15 protein-coding genes are annotated in these 15,617 nt (G+C 62.3%); 7 read left to right on the top strand and 8 right to left on the bottom strand.

Features of this window, described 5'->3' with window-relative positions; genetic code table 11:
- Window positions 1–9: 9 nt before the first annotated feature.
- The 4 genes from KR49_RS02185 to KR49_RS02170 are packed head-to-tail and all read right to left on the bottom strand — an operon-like array spanning window position 10 to window position 4,316.
- Window positions 10–1,530 (bottom strand): ABC transporter permease, encoded by a 1,521-nt coding sequence (locus KR49_RS02185; RefSeq protein WP_043691218.1) that lies wholly within the window; start codon window positions 1,528–1,530, stop codon window positions 10–12.
- The gene (locus KR49_RS02180; protein WP_043691217.1) at window positions 1,509–2,213 is read right to left on the bottom strand and encodes a phosphonate ABC transporter ATP-binding protein; all 705 of its coding nucleotides are present in this window, start codon (window positions 2,211–2,213) and stop codon (window positions 1,509–1,511) included. Before KR49_RS02180 ends, KR49_RS02185 begins: the two co-directional genes overlap by 22 nt.
- Window positions 2,210–3,109 carry a putative selenate ABC transporter substrate-binding protein gene (locus KR49_RS02175; protein WP_043691215.1) on the bottom strand — a complete coding sequence of 300 codons (900 nt, stop codon included), beginning with the start codon at window positions 3,107–3,109 and terminating at the stop codon, window positions 2,210–2,212. Before KR49_RS02175 ends, KR49_RS02180 begins: the two co-directional genes overlap by 4 nt.
- Window positions 3,110–3,137: 28 nt before the next feature.
- Window positions 3,138–4,316, bottom strand: coding sequence for a pyridoxal phosphate-dependent aminotransferase (locus tag KR49_RS02170; RefSeq protein WP_043696515.1), 1,179 nt, complete (start codon window positions 4,314–4,316; stop codon window positions 3,138–3,140).
- Window positions 4,317–4,369: 53 nt separating this feature from the next.
- On the opposite strand from KR49_RS02170, the gene KR49_RS02165 reads away from it, so the two are divergent.
- The 4 genes from KR49_RS02165 to KR49_RS02150 are packed head-to-tail and all read left to right on the top strand — an operon-like array spanning window position 4,370 to window position 7,998.
- Window positions 4,370–4,786, top strand: coding sequence for a VOC family protein (locus KR49_RS02165; RefSeq protein WP_253912792.1), 417 nt, complete (start codon window positions 4,370–4,372; stop codon window positions 4,784–4,786).
- 6 nt (window positions 4,787–4,792) lie between these two features.
- A complete protein-coding gene (locus KR49_RS02160; RefSeq protein ID WP_043691214.1) occupies window positions 4,793–5,365 on the top strand; it encodes a uracil-DNA glycosylase in 573 nt (190 codons plus the stop codon).
- 22 nt (window positions 5,366–5,387) lie between these two features.
- The gene (gene ispG, locus KR49_RS02155; protein ID WP_043691212.1) at window positions 5,388–6,608 is read left to right on the top strand and encodes a (E)-4-hydroxy-3-methylbut-2-enyl-diphosphate synthase; all 1,221 of its coding nucleotides are present in this window, start codon (window positions 5,388–5,390) and stop codon (window positions 6,606–6,608) included.
- Between the two features lie 34 nt (window positions 6,609–6,642).
- Window positions 6,643–7,998, top strand: coding sequence for a S41 family peptidase (locus tag KR49_RS02150; RefSeq protein ID WP_043691210.1), 1,356 nt, complete (start codon window positions 6,643–6,645; stop codon window positions 7,996–7,998).
- Window positions 7,999–8,510: 512 nt separating this feature from the next.
- Here KR49_RS02150 and KR49_RS02145 read toward each other — a convergent pair.
- The 4 genes from KR49_RS02145 to mfd all read right to left on the bottom strand — a co-directional run bounded on the left by KR49_RS02145 (window position 8,511) and on the right by mfd (window position 13,420).
- A complete protein-coding gene (locus KR49_RS02145; RefSeq protein WP_253912791.1) occupies window positions 8,511–8,930 on the bottom strand; it encodes a hypothetical protein in 420 nt (139 codons plus the stop codon).
- 84 nt (window positions 8,931–9,014) lie between these two features.
- Window positions 9,015–9,494: a hypothetical protein gene (locus KR49_RS02140; protein ID WP_043691207.1), complete on the bottom strand. Its 480-nt coding sequence runs from the start codon at window positions 9,492–9,494 to the stop codon at window positions 9,015–9,017.
- 102 nt (window positions 9,495–9,596) lie between these two features.
- Window positions 9,597–9,764, bottom strand: coding sequence for a hypothetical protein (locus tag KR49_RS14175; RefSeq protein ID WP_173402116.1), 168 nt, complete (start codon window positions 9,762–9,764; stop codon window positions 9,597–9,599).
- A gap of 77 nt (window positions 9,765–9,841) precedes the next feature.
- Window positions 9,842–13,420 carry a transcription-repair coupling factor gene (mfd, locus tag KR49_RS02135; RefSeq protein ID WP_043691205.1) on the bottom strand — a complete coding sequence of 1,193 codons (3,579 nt, stop codon included), beginning with the start codon at window positions 13,418–13,420 and terminating at the stop codon, window positions 9,842–9,844.
- A 65-nt stretch (window positions 13,421–13,485) separates the two neighbouring features.
- Between mfd and KR49_RS02130 the strand changes: the two genes are divergently transcribed.
- The 3 genes from KR49_RS02130 (at window position 13,486) to KR49_RS13720 (ending at window position 15,439) form a co-directional block, all read left to right on the top strand.
- Complete coding sequence (locus KR49_RS02130; RefSeq protein ID WP_043691203.1) at window positions 13,486–13,725, top strand: hypothetical protein; 240 nt, start codon at window positions 13,486–13,488, stop codon at window positions 13,723–13,725.
- 1,130 nt (window positions 13,726–14,855) lie between these two features.
- The gene (locus tag KR49_RS02120; RefSeq protein ID WP_371257643.1) at window positions 14,856–15,158 is read left to right on the top strand and encodes a TIGR03643 family protein; all 303 of its coding nucleotides are present in this window, start codon (window positions 14,856–14,858) and stop codon (window positions 15,156–15,158) included.
- A gap of 122 nt (window positions 15,159–15,280) precedes the next feature.
- Entirely contained in the window at window positions 15,281–15,439 is a 159-nt protein-coding gene (locus tag KR49_RS13720; protein WP_156957075.1) for a hypothetical protein, read from the top strand.
- Window positions 15,440–15,617 lie beyond the last annotated feature (178 nt).

Below are 15,617 nucleotides of genomic sequence, written 5' to 3'. Positions count from 1 at the left end.
CTGGACGACTCAGAGCGAGCCAGCCTGACAGGCCCACTGTCTCTGCAGCCGGTCCATCAGCAGTTCCCCGAGGCTGGTGAGGGTGGCATAGGCCAGCACCAGCCAGAACACCTGGGCCCAGTGGAAGGAACCGAGCGCTTCGATCAGCTGCCAGCCCAGTCCGGCGCCACCGACCAGTCCCACCACAGCGGTGTCACGGAGGATCACATCGCAGCGACTGGCGGCATAGATCAGATAGCTGCGACTGCATGGAGCCAGCTCCCCCATCAGCCACGCCTGGCGCTGTCCGGCTCCCATGCAGCGCAGAGCCTGGGAGAGCCTGGGATCGTTGTGATCAAGGTCCTCCACAAGAATCCGGCCCATCACACCGAGATGATGCAGTCCGAGGGCCAGACCGGCGAGCCACAGACTCGGCTTCACCATCATCATCAGCAGCAGGGCTGTGAGCGGTGGTGGTAGCAGACGCAGCAGTCCCCATCCCCACCGCTGCAGATGCGCCGCTGACCGCCCGGGCCAGACCATCAACCCCAGCACCGGCCCGCTGATGGCGACAGCGCTGCCCAGCAGTGTCAATCCGAGTGTGGAAAGAATCAGGCCTGGCCAGGGTGTCGTGGTTAGGGCCTCCATCAGCGCAGCGCCATCCACCGCCTGGAACAACGACAGATCCGCCAGCTGCGGTGCTGTGAGATCCAGCTGGAGCATGGATCCCCACAACAGGCCTGCCGGCAGTGCTGCCGTCAGGAGCAGCAGGATCATTCCGGTGGGAAAGAGGTTCAGCAGCACTTCGAGCAGAACCATGGCGAGCGCCAGGATCCAGAGCCCGCTCCAAAGCTCACGGAACTGCAGCGACTGAAGACTGAGGACCAGATCGGTTCCCAGACCTCCGAGACCGAAGACCCCCAGCAGCACAGCCGAACGCAGGGCACAGTCCAGACGCTGAGCCATCTGACTGATCAGCGACGGTCCGACCGTCGGCAGCACGGCGGTGACGAAGGCGGCTCCCGGACCGGCTCCACCTCTCTGCAGCGCCAGGGACGCCGGCGGATTACGACTGTCGATCTGATCACTCACGACCCTGGCCAGCAGAGCGGCATAGGGGACGGCGATCGCCAGAACCGCCACCCATCCATTCAGACCGAACACCTGCAGCAGCAGCAGTCCCCAGATGAGTTCATGCAGGGAACGGATCGGAGCAAGCAGCCGTCGGACCAGCACGGCACCTGTGGTGGTGCCGTTCACCAGCAGCCAGACATGACGTGAACTGAGCAGTCCCAGGGCACATCCCGCCAGGCAACTCACCCCCCAGGCGAGCAGGGCCGTGATCAACGTCACCTGGAGACCCTGCAGCAGGCTTGCGATCAGCGGAGGATCCAGGCTGGGCTGCACGGCAGCGAGTGCGAAACGGCCGAGCAGGTTCAGCCCGCCGCCATGCAGATCCAGCGCCAGCACCAGCAGCATCACTGGAAAGACCAGGCCAGGCAGCAGAGGCCACAGGGGCAGAGCCGGTTTCAGAGGGATTGGTAGAGGCATGCGATCGCGTCAGACGTGACATCGCCGGTGGATTTGTCGAGCACGAGGCGCCCTTGCCGCAAGCCGATGACGCGGTCGAAGCGATGCACCAGGTCGGGACGGTGCAGGCTCACCAGGCAGCCGGCCTGATCCAGCAGACCGAGCATCACCTCCTCGGCAAGGACGGGATCCAGAGCGGAGAGGGGTTCATCCGCGAGCACCAGAAGCGGTTGCTGCCGCAACAGGCGGGCCAAAGCCACCCGCTGACGCTGGCCGCCGGACAGACGGCTCACCGTGGTGTCCATCAGTTCAGGCTCCAGACCCGCTGCGGTCACCGCGGCCAGGCACTCCCGCCGTTCGAGCGGCTGGAGCAGATTGCGCAGGGCCCAGAGCAGGGAGTGTCGCCCGAGGGCACCGGCATTGACATTGCGGCTGACCGTCAGTTCCTCGATCAGCCGCAGGTCCTGCCAGAGGGTTCCGATCTCCAGACGCCTCCGCCGCGGCAGTGTCCTGATCGGCTGGCCTCGCCACTGCACCTGGCCCTGATCGGGCTGAAGACTGCCATTGGCGAGGCTGAGCAGCGTCGTTTTTCCGGCGCCACTGGCTCCGAGCAGAGCGACACGTTCTCCGATGGCAATGCGCAGATCGAGCGGTTCCAGGCGCCCCCGAACGCCCACCTGCCGCATCGCCAGCACAGCGGTCAACGGATTTTGCCGAGCTGCCGACCGATGTTGGCGATCGCGTCGTAGTCCGACGCCTTCGCCGGAATGAAGCTGCCCGCACCGAACAGTTCCAGGATCGTGCGCCGGCGCTCGGTATCCGGTTTCAGCGCGATGAAGGTGCCGCGCACCCGTTCGGTGAATCCGGTGCCGAAACGGTCGTCCAGTCCGGGACGTGCCAGCCAGTGATAGTCGGCATACGGAGGCGTGCGCCAGATCACCTTCACCTTGCTGCTGTCCACCCGTCCATCCTTCACCTGGCTGGTCCAGACCTGCTCGTTCAGAGCGCCGACTTCATAGGCCCCGCTCTGCACCAGAGCGACCGTCGCGTCGTGGCTGCCGCTGAATCCGCCTCTCCCTCCAGCGAAATCACGGGGGGTGACAGCGGCTTGCCGCAGGAAGTGCTCTGGCATCAGCCGTCCTGAGGTGGAACTTTCCGAGCCGAAGGTGAAGCGTTTTCCCTTCAGTTGCTTCAGCTGGTCCTGACTGGTGATCGGACGCAGACCGCTCCCGCTGTTGGCGATGAACACACTGGTGAAACGGGCGTCGATATCGCGCTGAGCCACGACTTTGGCCCCGGGGGTCTGCAGGCGTGCCTGCACACCGGTGAGTCCTCCGAACCAGACCAGATCCAGACTGCCGGTGCGGAAGGCGCTCACCGCAGCGGCGTAATTGCTGACTGGGACATAGCGCACCGGCACTCCGAGGGACTCACTCAGTTCCGCGGACAGTGCCCCGTGCAGGCGGTTGAGCCGTTCGGGATTCTGGTCAGGGATCGCTCCGATCCGAAGAGGACGGACGGCGGCGGTGGGGGTGGCCGTGATTCCGAGACCGAACAGCAGTCCGGTGACGACCACGGCCAGGCGTTCTCGCACAGGCATCAGGAATTCGTGGGTCTTGAACGATTGATCAGAACGACTGCAGCATCTGACTGAGTCGGTTCAGACCATCCCCGATCGTCTCACGCGACACCGCACAGGACAGTCGGATGCAGCGGTCCTCTCCGAAGGCGACACCCGGAACGACGGCCAGCCCGGACTCGTCCAGGGCTCTGCGGCAGAACGCCATGGAATCGTTGATCCGTTCCGGAAGCTGAGGGAAGGCGTAGAACGCACCCTGGGGCGGCAGCAGCGTGATCTCCTCGATCGCCTGCAGTCCCTGCGTGAGCAGAGTCCGGCGGCGGTTGTAGCTCTCCGCCATCTGAATCACACAGTCCCGCTTGCCCTGCAGTGCCGCCAGCGCACCGCGCTGGGCGAAGCTGCAGACGTTGCTGGTGCTCTGGCTCTGAAGCGCCGACGCCGCCTTGATCACGGTCTCGTCTCCGGCCAGGTACCCGATGCGCCATCCGGTCATCGCCCAGCCTTTGGCGAACCCATTGACCGTGAAGCAGCGTTCCGCCAGATCCGGTGCGACGGCCGCGAAGCTGTGGTGCTCCTGCCCTTCCGCCAGGAGGAATTCGTAGATCTCATCGCTCATCACCAACAGACGAGGATGCCGGCGCACCAGCTCGGCCAGAGCTTCCAGCTCCGCACGGCTCATCACCCGTCCGGTCGGATTCCCGGGGGTGTTGAGCACCAGCAGGCGCGTGCGTTCCGTGATGCGTGCCTCCAGCTCGGAGAGATCGAGCCGGAAGCCCTCCTCAGGGTTCGACGCAATCACAACACTCCTGGCTCCCGCCAGAGCGGCCATGTCCGGGTAACTGAGCCAGTACGGCGCAGGGATCAGCACTTCGTCGCCGGGATTGAGCAGCACCTGGAACAGGTTGAAGATCGCCTGCTTTCCACCGTTGGTGATCAGCACCTGGCTCGGCCTGGTGGGAATGCCGTTCTCGCTGCTCAGCTTCTCAGCCACCGCCGCTCTCAGTTCGGGATCACCGGCCGCCGGCCCGTAGCGGGTGATTCCATCGCCGAGGGCCTTGCGGGCGGCGTCGACGATGAACTCGGGGGTGTCGAAATCCGGCTCTCCGGCGCTCAGACTGCAGATGTCGCGGCCCTCGTTCCTCAGCGCTTTCGCTCTGGCCCCGATTTCAAGGGTCAGGGACGGCTTCAGGGCTTCAGCCCGTTGGGACAGAACGGTCGGGGTGGGCATCAGCAACGCACCTCCCCCGGATGCGTTTGAAAGAGCCAATCCTGCCTCATGTGGTGTCCCAGACAACCAGTTGCCAGCTCATCGCCATGAAACCGATCTCGATCACCTGGGTGCTGGCGGCCCACGCCCCCGAACCCCTGGCCCGTTTCTATGCCCTTGCCTTCGGGACCGTCGCCGAACAGGGTTTCTCTCGGCAGCACTGGCGCGTGCCGCTGGCGGATGGGGGATGTCTGGAGATCTACCGCCCCTCTCGATCGCGTCCTTTCCCAGAGCGTGGACGAACCCTGGCGCCCTGTCTCAGGCTCTCCGCCTGTGAGCATCCCCTGGAGCTGCTCGAGGCGTGTCTCCCCGAGTTGATCGCCTCTGGCGCCAGAGTGCAGCAGCCCCCGCGCGTGGAGCCGTTCGGGGCTGAAGCCTGGCTGGAGGATCCCGAGCAGAATCCGCTGCTTGTGGTTGCCCCGTCCATCTGATCCGTCATGGCCGAGACCCCGCTCACGGAACTGGACCTCTGTGGCAGCTGCACCGCCTGTTCCCTCTCGGAGACCCGCACCAGGGTGGTGGTGAGCCGAGGTTCCGCGTCGGCGCCTCTGATGCTGATCGGTGAGGCCCCCGGAGCCCGGGAAGATGCCACCGGCCAGCCGTTTGTCGGACGATCCGGCCAGGCGCTTGATCGTCTGCTGGTGGAAGCCGGATTCGACCTCGAGACGGACGTCTACATCTGCAATGCCGTGAAATGCCGACCGCCGGGCAACCGACGCCCGAAGCGGGTGGAACTCGCCGCCTGCCGGCCCTGGCTCGATCTTCAGCTGCAACAGGTGAACCCCGCAGCGGTCGTCCTGGCCGGTGCGACGGCGGTGGAGGCGATCCTGGGCATCAAGGGCGGCATGACGCAACTTCGGGGACGTTGGCAGCGATGGCAGGACCGTGCGGTGATGCCGATCTTCCACCCCTCGTATCTGCTGAGAAATCCTTCGCCTGATGAAGGTGCTCCCATCGATCTGACGCGCCGGGATCTGGCCGCGGTGCGACAGCACCTGTGCGAACGTTGAATCGCTCGCGGCGAACCCTGTCATGACCGCCACACTGCCGACCACGCCAGCTGTTGTGGATCGTCGTTACGACACCCAGATCCACCGGCGCGTCACCCGCACCGTGATGGTGGGGGACGTGCCCATCGGCAGTGACCATCCCGTGGTGGTGCAGTCGATGATCAATGAGGACACCCTCGACATCGAGGCCGCGGTGGCGGGCATCATCCGGCTGGCCGAGGCGGGCAGCGAGATCGTGCGGGTGACCACTCCCTCCATGGCCCATGCCCGAGCGATGGGTGAGATCCGGGCTGCCGTCCGATCCCGTGGCTGCACGGTTCCGCTCGTCGCTGATGTGCATCACAACGGCGTCAAGATCGCCATGGAAGTGGCTCAGCACGTCGACAAGGTCCGGATCAATCCAGGCCTGTTCGTCTTTGACAAGCCCGACCCCGGGCGTCAGGAGTTCTCAGACCAGGAATTCGCCGCCATCGGAGCCCGCATCCGCGAAACCTTCGAGCCACTCGTCACCCTGCTGCGGGATCAGAACAAGGCTCTCCGCATCGGTGTCAACCACGGCTCCCTCGCCGAACGGATGTTGTTCACCTACGGCGACACCCCCAAGGGAATGGTCGAGTCGGCGATGGAATTCGTGCGCATCTGCGATGACCTCGACTTTCACAACATCGTGATTTCCATGAAGGCCTCCCGCGCTCCGGTGATGCTGGCGGCGTACCGCCTGATGGCCGACACCATGGATCGGGAGGGTTTCCATTACCCGTTGCATCTCGGGGTGACGGAGGCCGGAGATGGTGATTACGGCCGCATCAAGAGCACCGCTGGGATCGCAACCCTGCTTGCCGATGGGCTCGGTGACACCGTCCGGGTGTCGCTCACCGAGGCTCCAGAGCGGGAAATCCCAGTTTGCTACTCGATTCTTCAGTCGCTGGGCCTGCGCAAGACGATGGTCGAATACGTGGCCTGCCCCAGCTGCGGTCGCACCCTGTTCAACCTTGAGGAGGTGTTGCACAAGGTGCGCGATGCCACGGCTCATCTCAAGGGGCTCGACATCGCCGTGATGGGTTGCATCGTCAACGGTCCAGGCGAGATGGCGGACGCTGACTACGGATATGTCGGCAAGACACCCGGCGTCATCTCTCTCTACCGCGGTCGCGAGGAGATCCGCAAGGTTCCCGAGGATCAGGGCGTCTCCGCTCTGATCCAGTTGATCAAGGAGGACGGCCGCTGGGTTGATCCGGCCTGAAGTCGTTAGGCTGAAACATCAACTTTCAGGGCGCATGCCCAGCGTTTCACCCATGCGGAAGGTGGTGCGGTCGGGCTCCCTGCTGATCCTGGGTCTGGGTGGAATCGCAGCTGCCGTTGTGCTGTCGCGGCCGGGGCTGAGTCTTCCGAGCGCCACCGGCGGTTCGATCACCGACAGCCCGAAAGAGGTGATCGATCAGGTCTGGCAGATCGTGTATCGCGATTACATGGATTCCAGTGGTGCCTACACCGAATCGCGCTGGCGTCAGCTGCGGGGCGAACTGCTCAGGAAGTCCTACGCCGACAGCGATGCCTCCTATGAGGCGATCCGCGGCATGCTTGACAGCCTGAACGACCCCTACACGCGCTTCCTGGACCCGAAGGAGTTCAAGGAGATGCAGATCGACACCACCGGGGAGCTGATGGGTGTCGGGATTCAGCTCGGTCTCGACAAGGAGACCAAGGAACTGGTGGTGATTTCGCCGATCGATGGAACTCCTGCCTCACGGGCCGGTGTGCAGTCCAAGGATGTGATCGTCACCATCGATGGTGCCTCCACCGAGGGCATGAGCACCTCCGATGCCGTCAAGCTGATCCGCGGACCTGAGGGCTCCGAGGTGGTGCTCGGCCTCCGCCGCGACGGCAGGGTTCTGAATGTGCCTCTGATCCGGGCCCGCATCGAACTCAATGCGGTGAAGTCCAGCCTCAACACCGCCCAGGACGGCAGCAAGGTCGGATACATCCGCCTGAAGACCTTCAATGCCAATGCATCCCGCGAGATGCGCGATGCGATCCGCGAACTCGAGGAGCAGGAGGCGGACGGCTATGTGCTGGATCTGCGCAGCAACCCAGGTGGTCTGCTCGAAGCCAGCGTTGACATCGCCCGCCAGTGGCTGAACGAGGGCACCATCGTCAGCACGCGCACCCGTGAGGGCATCCGTGATGTGCGTCGTGCCACCGGCAGCGCTCTCACCGACAAGCCCATGGTGGTGCTGATCAACGAGGGGTCGGCCAGTGCCAGCGAGATCCTCTCCGGAGCACTGCAGGAGAACAACCGTGCCGAACTCGTCGGCATGAAGACCTTCGGAAAGGGGCTTGTGCAGGCCGTTCGCGGCCTTGCTGATGGTTCCGGAATGACGGTGACCATCGCCAAATATCTGACCCCCCGTGGGACGGACATCCACCAGAACGGCATCAAACCGGATCTGGAAGCCGATCTCACTGAGAAGGAGATCAAGGGACTCACCCCGGATGATCTCGGAACGGCAAAGGACGGTCAGTACAAAGTCGCTGAGTCCGCCCTCGTGAAAGTGCTCACCAAAGCCGACGCCGGTCAGACCTACAACCCAACTGGTGCCAATCTTCAATCCGCGCTTCAAACTCCTGAGTAGTCAATCTCAAACACGCAGCAACAACGATTCAGGTCTCCATGACCTCAGGATCGTCTGTTAAACGCCATCGGTATGAAAGGTATAAACCGCTGCAGACACAGGTAAAACCACAATTAAGGTTAGGTTAACGAGGCGAAGCTGAGTTGCCTGACAGAATCCTCTACTTCTTCTTTTTTCTAAGCATCTACAACACGTGCTTCATCTTCGCTTACACGACAGGTCATAAGCGATTGAGACCCGACTCCCCTTACAGGCTTTCTCGAGAAGTCTGGTTGGTGACAATCATCGGTACTTTGATTGCTGCTATCTGGGATCTGGATTTGATGTAGGTCTCTTGAAGAACAGCTGAATGTTGTGAAGGCAGATCCCTTGCCCGGATCAAGCGCTTCCACCGAACCCTTCTCTTTGTGTTCGGAAGACTTCGCTCAAGCCGGACATGCGTGATGGAAGGTGAATCAATGCCAATACCGCAAGTCATTCCAGCGGCAAGCGATCGAAACCATGGAATCGAGTCAGCGGTATGGATAGAGACCGAAAGCTTCCCGCTGACTTCGACCTTGATGGCCTCCGGCCACCTGGATGGGGGCTCCCGGCCATGCGCTTCCAGGGGCGTTGCCGTTCAGCAAGGCCCGGCAGCCTCCGGCCGAATCGATGGTGCGATCCACCACTGAGATCGGCACCGACCGACCCCAGCCCCGGGACCAGCCCCAGGTCTCACCCTGCCGGTCCAGCAGGGTGATGGCCTGGTCACGGCTGATCCGGCCGCTGCGCAACAGGCACGTCGTGGAGGCCAGCGTGCTGGCCTGCATCGACGGCTGCCAGCCATTGGAGACAGGTGCCGGGCTGCTGTAGGGAGCCATGGGCCTCGACGGCATCGGTATGGGCATTCCACCGGACATCGGGACGGATCGACCGCCACCGAATTGGCTCATGGCAGCCATCGCGAGTTGCATTAAGAGGGATTCCATTGGTCGTGAGGATGTGGGTGTGCGTTAGGGAGAGTCGTCAGATCTGATTCATGCCGAACGAGCGCCGCAGTAGCGGTCGAACAGCCTCATCACCTGTTGAGGAGGAAGTTGCGCCGTGTAGCGGGCCTCGATTTCGCTGCGGTGTTGCCGCCTCGGGTAGGCGCGCAGTGCGGCGACATCCTCCGGCGAGTAGCGCCGGAGCGTGCTCAGCATGGTTTGCGTGTACTCCGGTTTGGAGATGGGACCACCGGCGCAGTCCTGCATGCGATGGGCCGCCTCGTGCGCCAGCGTGTTCCAGACCTGTCCGGGGCTCCGATGGGCACGGCAGACGACAAGCCTGTTGCGTCTGGAGTCGTACGCCCCCTGCAATCCCCGCTGGCAATCCGTCTGGGACACACGGACACCATTGCGCTCGAGACGCCAGCGCAGCGCATCAACCTCTGCCCAGGATCTGGCCTGGGCAGGACCTGAGACTGCAAAACAAAGCAGGCCGAACCAGAGCAGACATCGGACCGGAACGTTGCTCATCAAGATCTGAAAAGGACTTCCTCACGCTGGAGGAGGACACCGTCCCATTCATCTCAGAAGTGTTGGCAAGGTGCGACCAGATGCGTCCGGATCCAGCGGAGCTCAGGAAATCGGCTGCATCAGGCCGCCACCACCACCGCCATTGGAGTCGTCATCGTCACTCGGGCCGGTCTGAAACAAGGCAAACAAGCCAAGCGCCGCAACACAGAAAACACCGCTGACCGCTCCGATGGAACCGCCCGCTGAACTGAGTTCGATCACTTCACCCATCGGAGATCCAGCGTTTCGAGCAATGTAACGAAGAATTGCGGGTCTGTGGAGTTTTTCTCAGAAATGCGACTACGCCGTCACACGCGCAGCACCGACGCGTTGCGTTCGCGCTCAGCTGCCTCGCGCTCAGCGCTGCTGACCCCTTCTGCATCCGGAATCTGAGCGGCCATCAGTCTCAGCCACTCCATCAGCTGCTCCAGCTGTTTCTCCATCGGCAGGACCCCGAGGCCCCTTGCCATCACCTTGTGGAGGATGCCGTTGCCGGCCTGGTACACAAGCCGGCCATGCAGGTGCTGGGGAAGTCCCTGGCGCAGCAGACGGAAGGCGGGTTCCTCCATGGGTGTTTCCAGAACGATGTTCGGTTTCTCCGGTTTGATCCTGGAAAAGCCGCAACGCTTGGCCAGCAGCTTCATCTCCATCAACTGCAGGAGGGACTGCACGGCGGCGGGAAGTGCTCCGTACCGATCGGCCCAACCGGCTGCGAGCTCCACCAGAGCCTCTGAGCTTTCGCAGTCAGCGGCAGCGCGGTAGGCCGCGATCTTCTCGTCCGCATCGGTGATCCATTCCGCTGGGACGAATGCGGTCACGGGCAGATCCACCTGGGTGTCGTCCACCGATGGAATGTCCTGCCCCTGGATTTCGGCGAGGGACTCCTGCAGCATCTCCATGTAGAGGTCAAAGCCGATCGCCTCCATCTGGCCGCTCTGCTCCACGCCGAGCAGATTGCCCACGCCGCGGATCTCCATATCCCGCATCGCCAGCTGATAGCCGCTCCCCAGCTGCGCAAACTCCTGAATCGCCCGGAGCCGCTGCCGGGCGGTGTCACTCAGGGAGGCATTGCCGGGATAGAACAGCCAGGCGTGGGCCTGGATACCGCTGCGTCCCACCCGCCCTCGCAGTTGGTAGAGCTGCGACAGTCCGAAGCGATGGGCATCCTCGATCAGGATCGTGTTGACCCGGGGGATGTCCAGACCGCTCTCCACGATCGTGGTGCAGAGCATCACATCAGCTTCACCGGCGTTGAAGGCCACCATGGCGCTTTCCAGTTCGCCCTCCGCCATCTGACCGTGGGCCACCAGCAGCTTCAGGCCTGGAAGCATGGTCCTCAAGCCTGCGGCCACATCCTCGATTCCTTCCACCCGTGGCACCACGTAGAAGACCTGGCCGCCGCGATCGAGCTCCTGGCGGATGGCGCTGCGCACCGCTTCGGGATCGAGGGTGGCCAGATGCGTCTTGATCGGTCGGCGCAGCGGCGGCGGTGTGGTGATCAGACTCATTTCGCGCACTCCCGACAGGCTCATGTAGAGCGTTCGCGGAATCGGGGTAGCCGACAGGGTCAGAACGTCGACGTCCTTGCGCAGAACCTTGATCTTCTCCTTCTGATTGACGCCGAAGCGCTGTTCTTCGTCCACCACCAGCAGCCCGAGCTTGTCGAATGCCGCCCCCTTGTTGAGCAGCTGGTGAGTCCCGACCACGGCATCGATCGTGCCCTGCTTGAGGCCTTCAAGAATGGTCTTGCGCTCCGAGGCCGTCCGGAACCGGTTCAGCAGTGAGACCTTGATCGGATACGGAGCGAACCGTTCCGAAAGGGTGCGCCAGTGCTGCTGGGCCAGAACGGTGGTGGGGGCGAGCATCGCCACCTGGCGTCCTGCGGTGATCGCCTTGAAGATCGCCCGGATCGCCACCTCCGTCTTGCCGAATCCAACATCACCGCACACGAGTCGATCCATCGGCTCCGGTTTCTCCATGTCCCGTTTCACATCGGCGGTCGCCTTCAGCTGGTCCGGGGTGGGTTCGTAGGGGAAGGATTCCTCGAGCTCGCTCTGCCAGGGCCCATCCGTGGGGTAGGCGAATCCGTTCGCCTTGTGTCGCTCGGCGTAGAGCTTCACCAGGTCCATCGCCACCTTGCGCACGGCCTTCCTGGCCCGCTCCTTCGCCTTGGTCCAGGCGGTGCCTCCCATGCGGTTCAGCTCCGGAGCTTTTTCACTGGTGGCCCGATACCGGCCGAGGCTGCCCAGCTGATCGGCGGCCACCCGCAGCAGCCCGTCGGCGTACTGCACAACGAGGTAGTCGCGGACATCCCCGCTGATGGCGAGCTTCTCCATCGCCTTGAAGCGTCCGACCCCGTGGTTGCGGTGCACCACGAAATCTCCCGGCCGCATCTTGTTCGGATCCACCGTGCGACTGGCGGCTTTGCGCCGGCGTCTCATATAGCCGCTTGATGTCAGCGTCTGCTGCCCGAAAAACTCCCGGTCGGTGACCAGCGCAATCCGCCAGGCCGGCAGTTGCAGGCCCTCCAGCTCGGCATTGCCGCGTGCCTTCAGAGCCACCGGAGTGTTCTGCTGGATCAGGCGCGTGATGGCCGCGGCATCGGCACTGTTGGACACGAACCGGCTGATGCAGTCGTGTTCCTCGAGAAGGGCCACGGCCCGACTTGGCTGAGCGGAGACCAGCCAGGTGGCGATCCGCTCCTGCTGGAATCCCTTGATCAGTTCTCCGAGCTTGCCGAACTGGTTCGGATAGGCCGGGACGGGGCGGCTGGCGAGATCGAAGCTGTTCGGATGGGAGTCCTCCTCCAGCAGTTCCGCCAGATCGAAGCCTTTGAAGCCCTCCGCCGCGCCGAAAGCCTCGTCGATATCCCGGTGCAGCAGACCTGGCCAGAGACGGTCCCGATCCCCATCGTTCAGGCCCCGTTCCGCGGCCATCTCGTTGTGATGTTCACGGGCATGGTCGAGCCATTGCTGCCCGTGGGCGAGACCGTGACGGCGTTCGTCGATGACGACGAAGCAGTCCTCGCCGAGGTAGTCGAGCAGTGATGCCGGTTCCTGCCAGGCGAGCCCCATCAGGCGTCGCATCCCCTCCGGTGTGCCCCCATCGAGCAACAGATCAACCTCCTGCTCCTGCAGCAGACGATCCAGACCCTCGGGCATCCGTTCGCGCAGAGCGTCGGCGATCAGAGGGCTGAAACCGGTGGGTGTCAGCTGCAGCTGATCGATTGGATCAAGGGAGCGCTGGCTGGCGGGGTCGAACTCTCTGAGCTTGTCGAGCTCCTCCCCGAAGAACTCCAGTCGCACCGGCAGCTCGCTGCTGACGGGAAACACATCAACGATGTCGCCCCTGCGGCTCCAGGTCCCTTCCTGGTCGATCGAGGAGACGCGTTCGTAGCCCAACCTGGCGAGGGTCTCCCCCAGGTCCTCGAGATTCACCTGATCTCCCCGCCGCAGGATCCGGCAACGCTCTGAGAGGGCCTTCGCAGGTGGCAGATGCGGCTGAAGGCAGCGTTCCGTCGCCACGATCGCCCGGTTGGCCTGGCTTGGCTCTGCGATCAGATCGCTGAGAACCTGAAGCTGTCCCCACACGATCTCACTGGTGGGATCGAAGGGTTCGTAAGGAGAGCCCTCGCTGGTTGGATACAGATGGGTTGTGCTCCATCCCATCAACTCCAGCAGCGCGGTCCAGCGGCCCGCCTCCTCCAGAGTTGGCACCACCACCAGCAGCGGTCGTTTGTCGCGCTGGGCCATGGCGCTGGCCACCAGCGCCCGGCAACCACGACCGGCACCGCGCATGAGCAGACGATCAGGACGCCGGCTGCGCTCCAGCAGTTCCCCGGTGAGTGCTGCCTCCTGCAGCTGACGCACCAGAGAACTGAGGGGCATGGGTGGCTGAGTGCAGCAACAGACGATCTTCGCAATATGGTGCGCCAAGCCGCGACCAACGGTCGATGCCGCGCTACCGCTGTCCTTCCTGCTGCTGCGGTGCGGCCCTCGTGCTTCATCCGCCGAAGGGAGCCACACCGATCTGCTCCCGTTGCCGCACTCCGCTTGAGCGCCAACCGCTTGTGCGGCCGCTTCCCCTGCTGATCCTGTTGTCAGTCGGCAGCGTTCTGGTGTTGTCGTCAGTGCCGATGTTGTTCAATCCTTCCGCTCCGGTTCAACCGGAACACAAGGACCGCTCGGCGTGAAGGCCAAGGTCCTCAGCAGCAGCCTGATGCTGTTGCGTTTGGGGATTCAGTTAGCCCTGGGGTTCAGACACTCACTCTCGTTGTGGACAGTCTTCATCGAGTTCTCATGTCGCCGGAGACAGATTTGACGACACTGAATGTGAAAGGCAGAGGTGCTTTTCAGCTTTCAGGGAAGATCATCCGGCCTTGGCATTCTGCTGAAGCCGGATTTTTATTGGCCATTGTTCCCGGATGGGTCTGCAGCTGAGGTTGTTGAACCGGATTCCGTGGCCCTGAAATGGCGGGTTGTCACCTGTTCCAATGTTCTGATGGCTTCCAGGTTCTCAAGTCGCTTCTGGGCCTGAGCAAGCATCGGTTTTCCATGGGGCACACAGGATTCGATCAGCGAAACAGCTTCTGAAACTTCTGCTCTGACCCATCCAATGCAGCGATCGATCTGCTGAGAGAGATTTCCATCTTCGAGGGCACCGGCATAGTTCGGACCCGCAATCGTGGTCAGCAGCAGACGAAGAGCCTGCGTCGTGTCGTCTGAACCGGGGTTCATGGCTGTTGCCTGACTGAACCGGAAGTCTGAAGCCTCCGATCGATCTCAGCCACTCAACGTTTTTCCATCAGGAGTCCTGATGCCAGAACCTGATCAGAGGATCGAAATGATCGGTCTGAACAGGCCAAGGAATCCGATTGTGATGATGATCACAGTCAACGTGTACATGATCAGGATTTACCCGGCGTCAGTGCAGCAGCGAATCCACCGGAGATGGCAACGATGACGACAACGGCGAGAACTTCCATCGGAAAAGGGTGTAATGCAAACAACTTCCGGCATCCGGTGGATTGGAGATGTAGTCGTTGAGGCGAAATCTCTCGCTTGAGTTCAAATGCCTAACTCATTTGGAAAGCATCCATTGCGACGCTTCTCTGACGTTCTGGAAATGACAGATACAGAAGCGCGCAGTCTGTGCCTGCATGGTGATGTCAACTGCTCCGGCATCTATGGAATTCATTCTGGCTGGCTGTCTCGTTTTTCCCATCTCGGCGCTTTGGCTGCAATCCCTCGAGGATGATGAAGTCGAAGAGGAGTTTGATTTTCTCTGAACATCGGCCTCAAGTCTTATTTCGGTGTTGTTGTGATGGTCCGGATCCTCGGGTTCTCGCAGGATCTGGATACCATCTCCACAACAGTTGCAGGTTCGATGCGCGGTTTTCAGCCTGATGAGATTGACAGGATCATCGAAATGGCCTGGGAGGACCGCACAACTTTTGACGCGATACACGCTCAGTACGGAGTGACTGAGCCTGAGGTGATTGCGTTGATGAGAACGGAACTAAAACCATCATCATTCCGGATGTGGCGCAAGCGTGTGACAGGGCGGAAGACGAAGCATGGTTTCACATCCGGATCTCAACGGTTCCGAGCGGCGTGCCATCGCTGAACCTGCTGGCTGGCTTCCCTGCCGAGAGCGATTCTGCTGATTGACAGCCTTAGCGCATTGGCTTGACTGCGGCATATGGGGTTTTGATCATGCAGGATCTCTCAAGAGCGGCCGCTGAAACGATGGCCATCCTTTCTGAGATGAAGGCGGACCTCCCCGATTCCGCCCTCGGCACCCCGAGCTGGAGCCGGCTCGGCAGGTTGGAGGATCTGTTGATGCGCGTTCTTGCCCAGTCTGATCTGGCTTTGTCGGAGCTCGGCAGCCATCGGCGTACCAGCTGAGAGCTTCAGGCAGCCATCCCGTGATGTTCCTTCAGGGCTGGTAACGACCATCACTGGATTTTTGCAACCGAGTTGGGATAACTTGAAATATGGCCATTTTCCCAGCTTCTCTCGCTGTTTCTGCCTTGTTGATCCTGGCGGCGGGTCCCGCTGCCAGATCCCAGACACAGACGGCGAT

Origin of the sequence: Synechococcus sp. KORDI-49 (genome assembly GCF_000737575.1) — a bacterium.
In the GTDB taxonomy this organism is placed as follows: domain Bacteria; phylum Cyanobacteriota; class Cyanobacteriia; order PCC-6307; family Cyanobiaceae; genus Parasynechococcus.
This window is presented reverse-complemented; position numbering and strand designations above follow the sequence as displayed.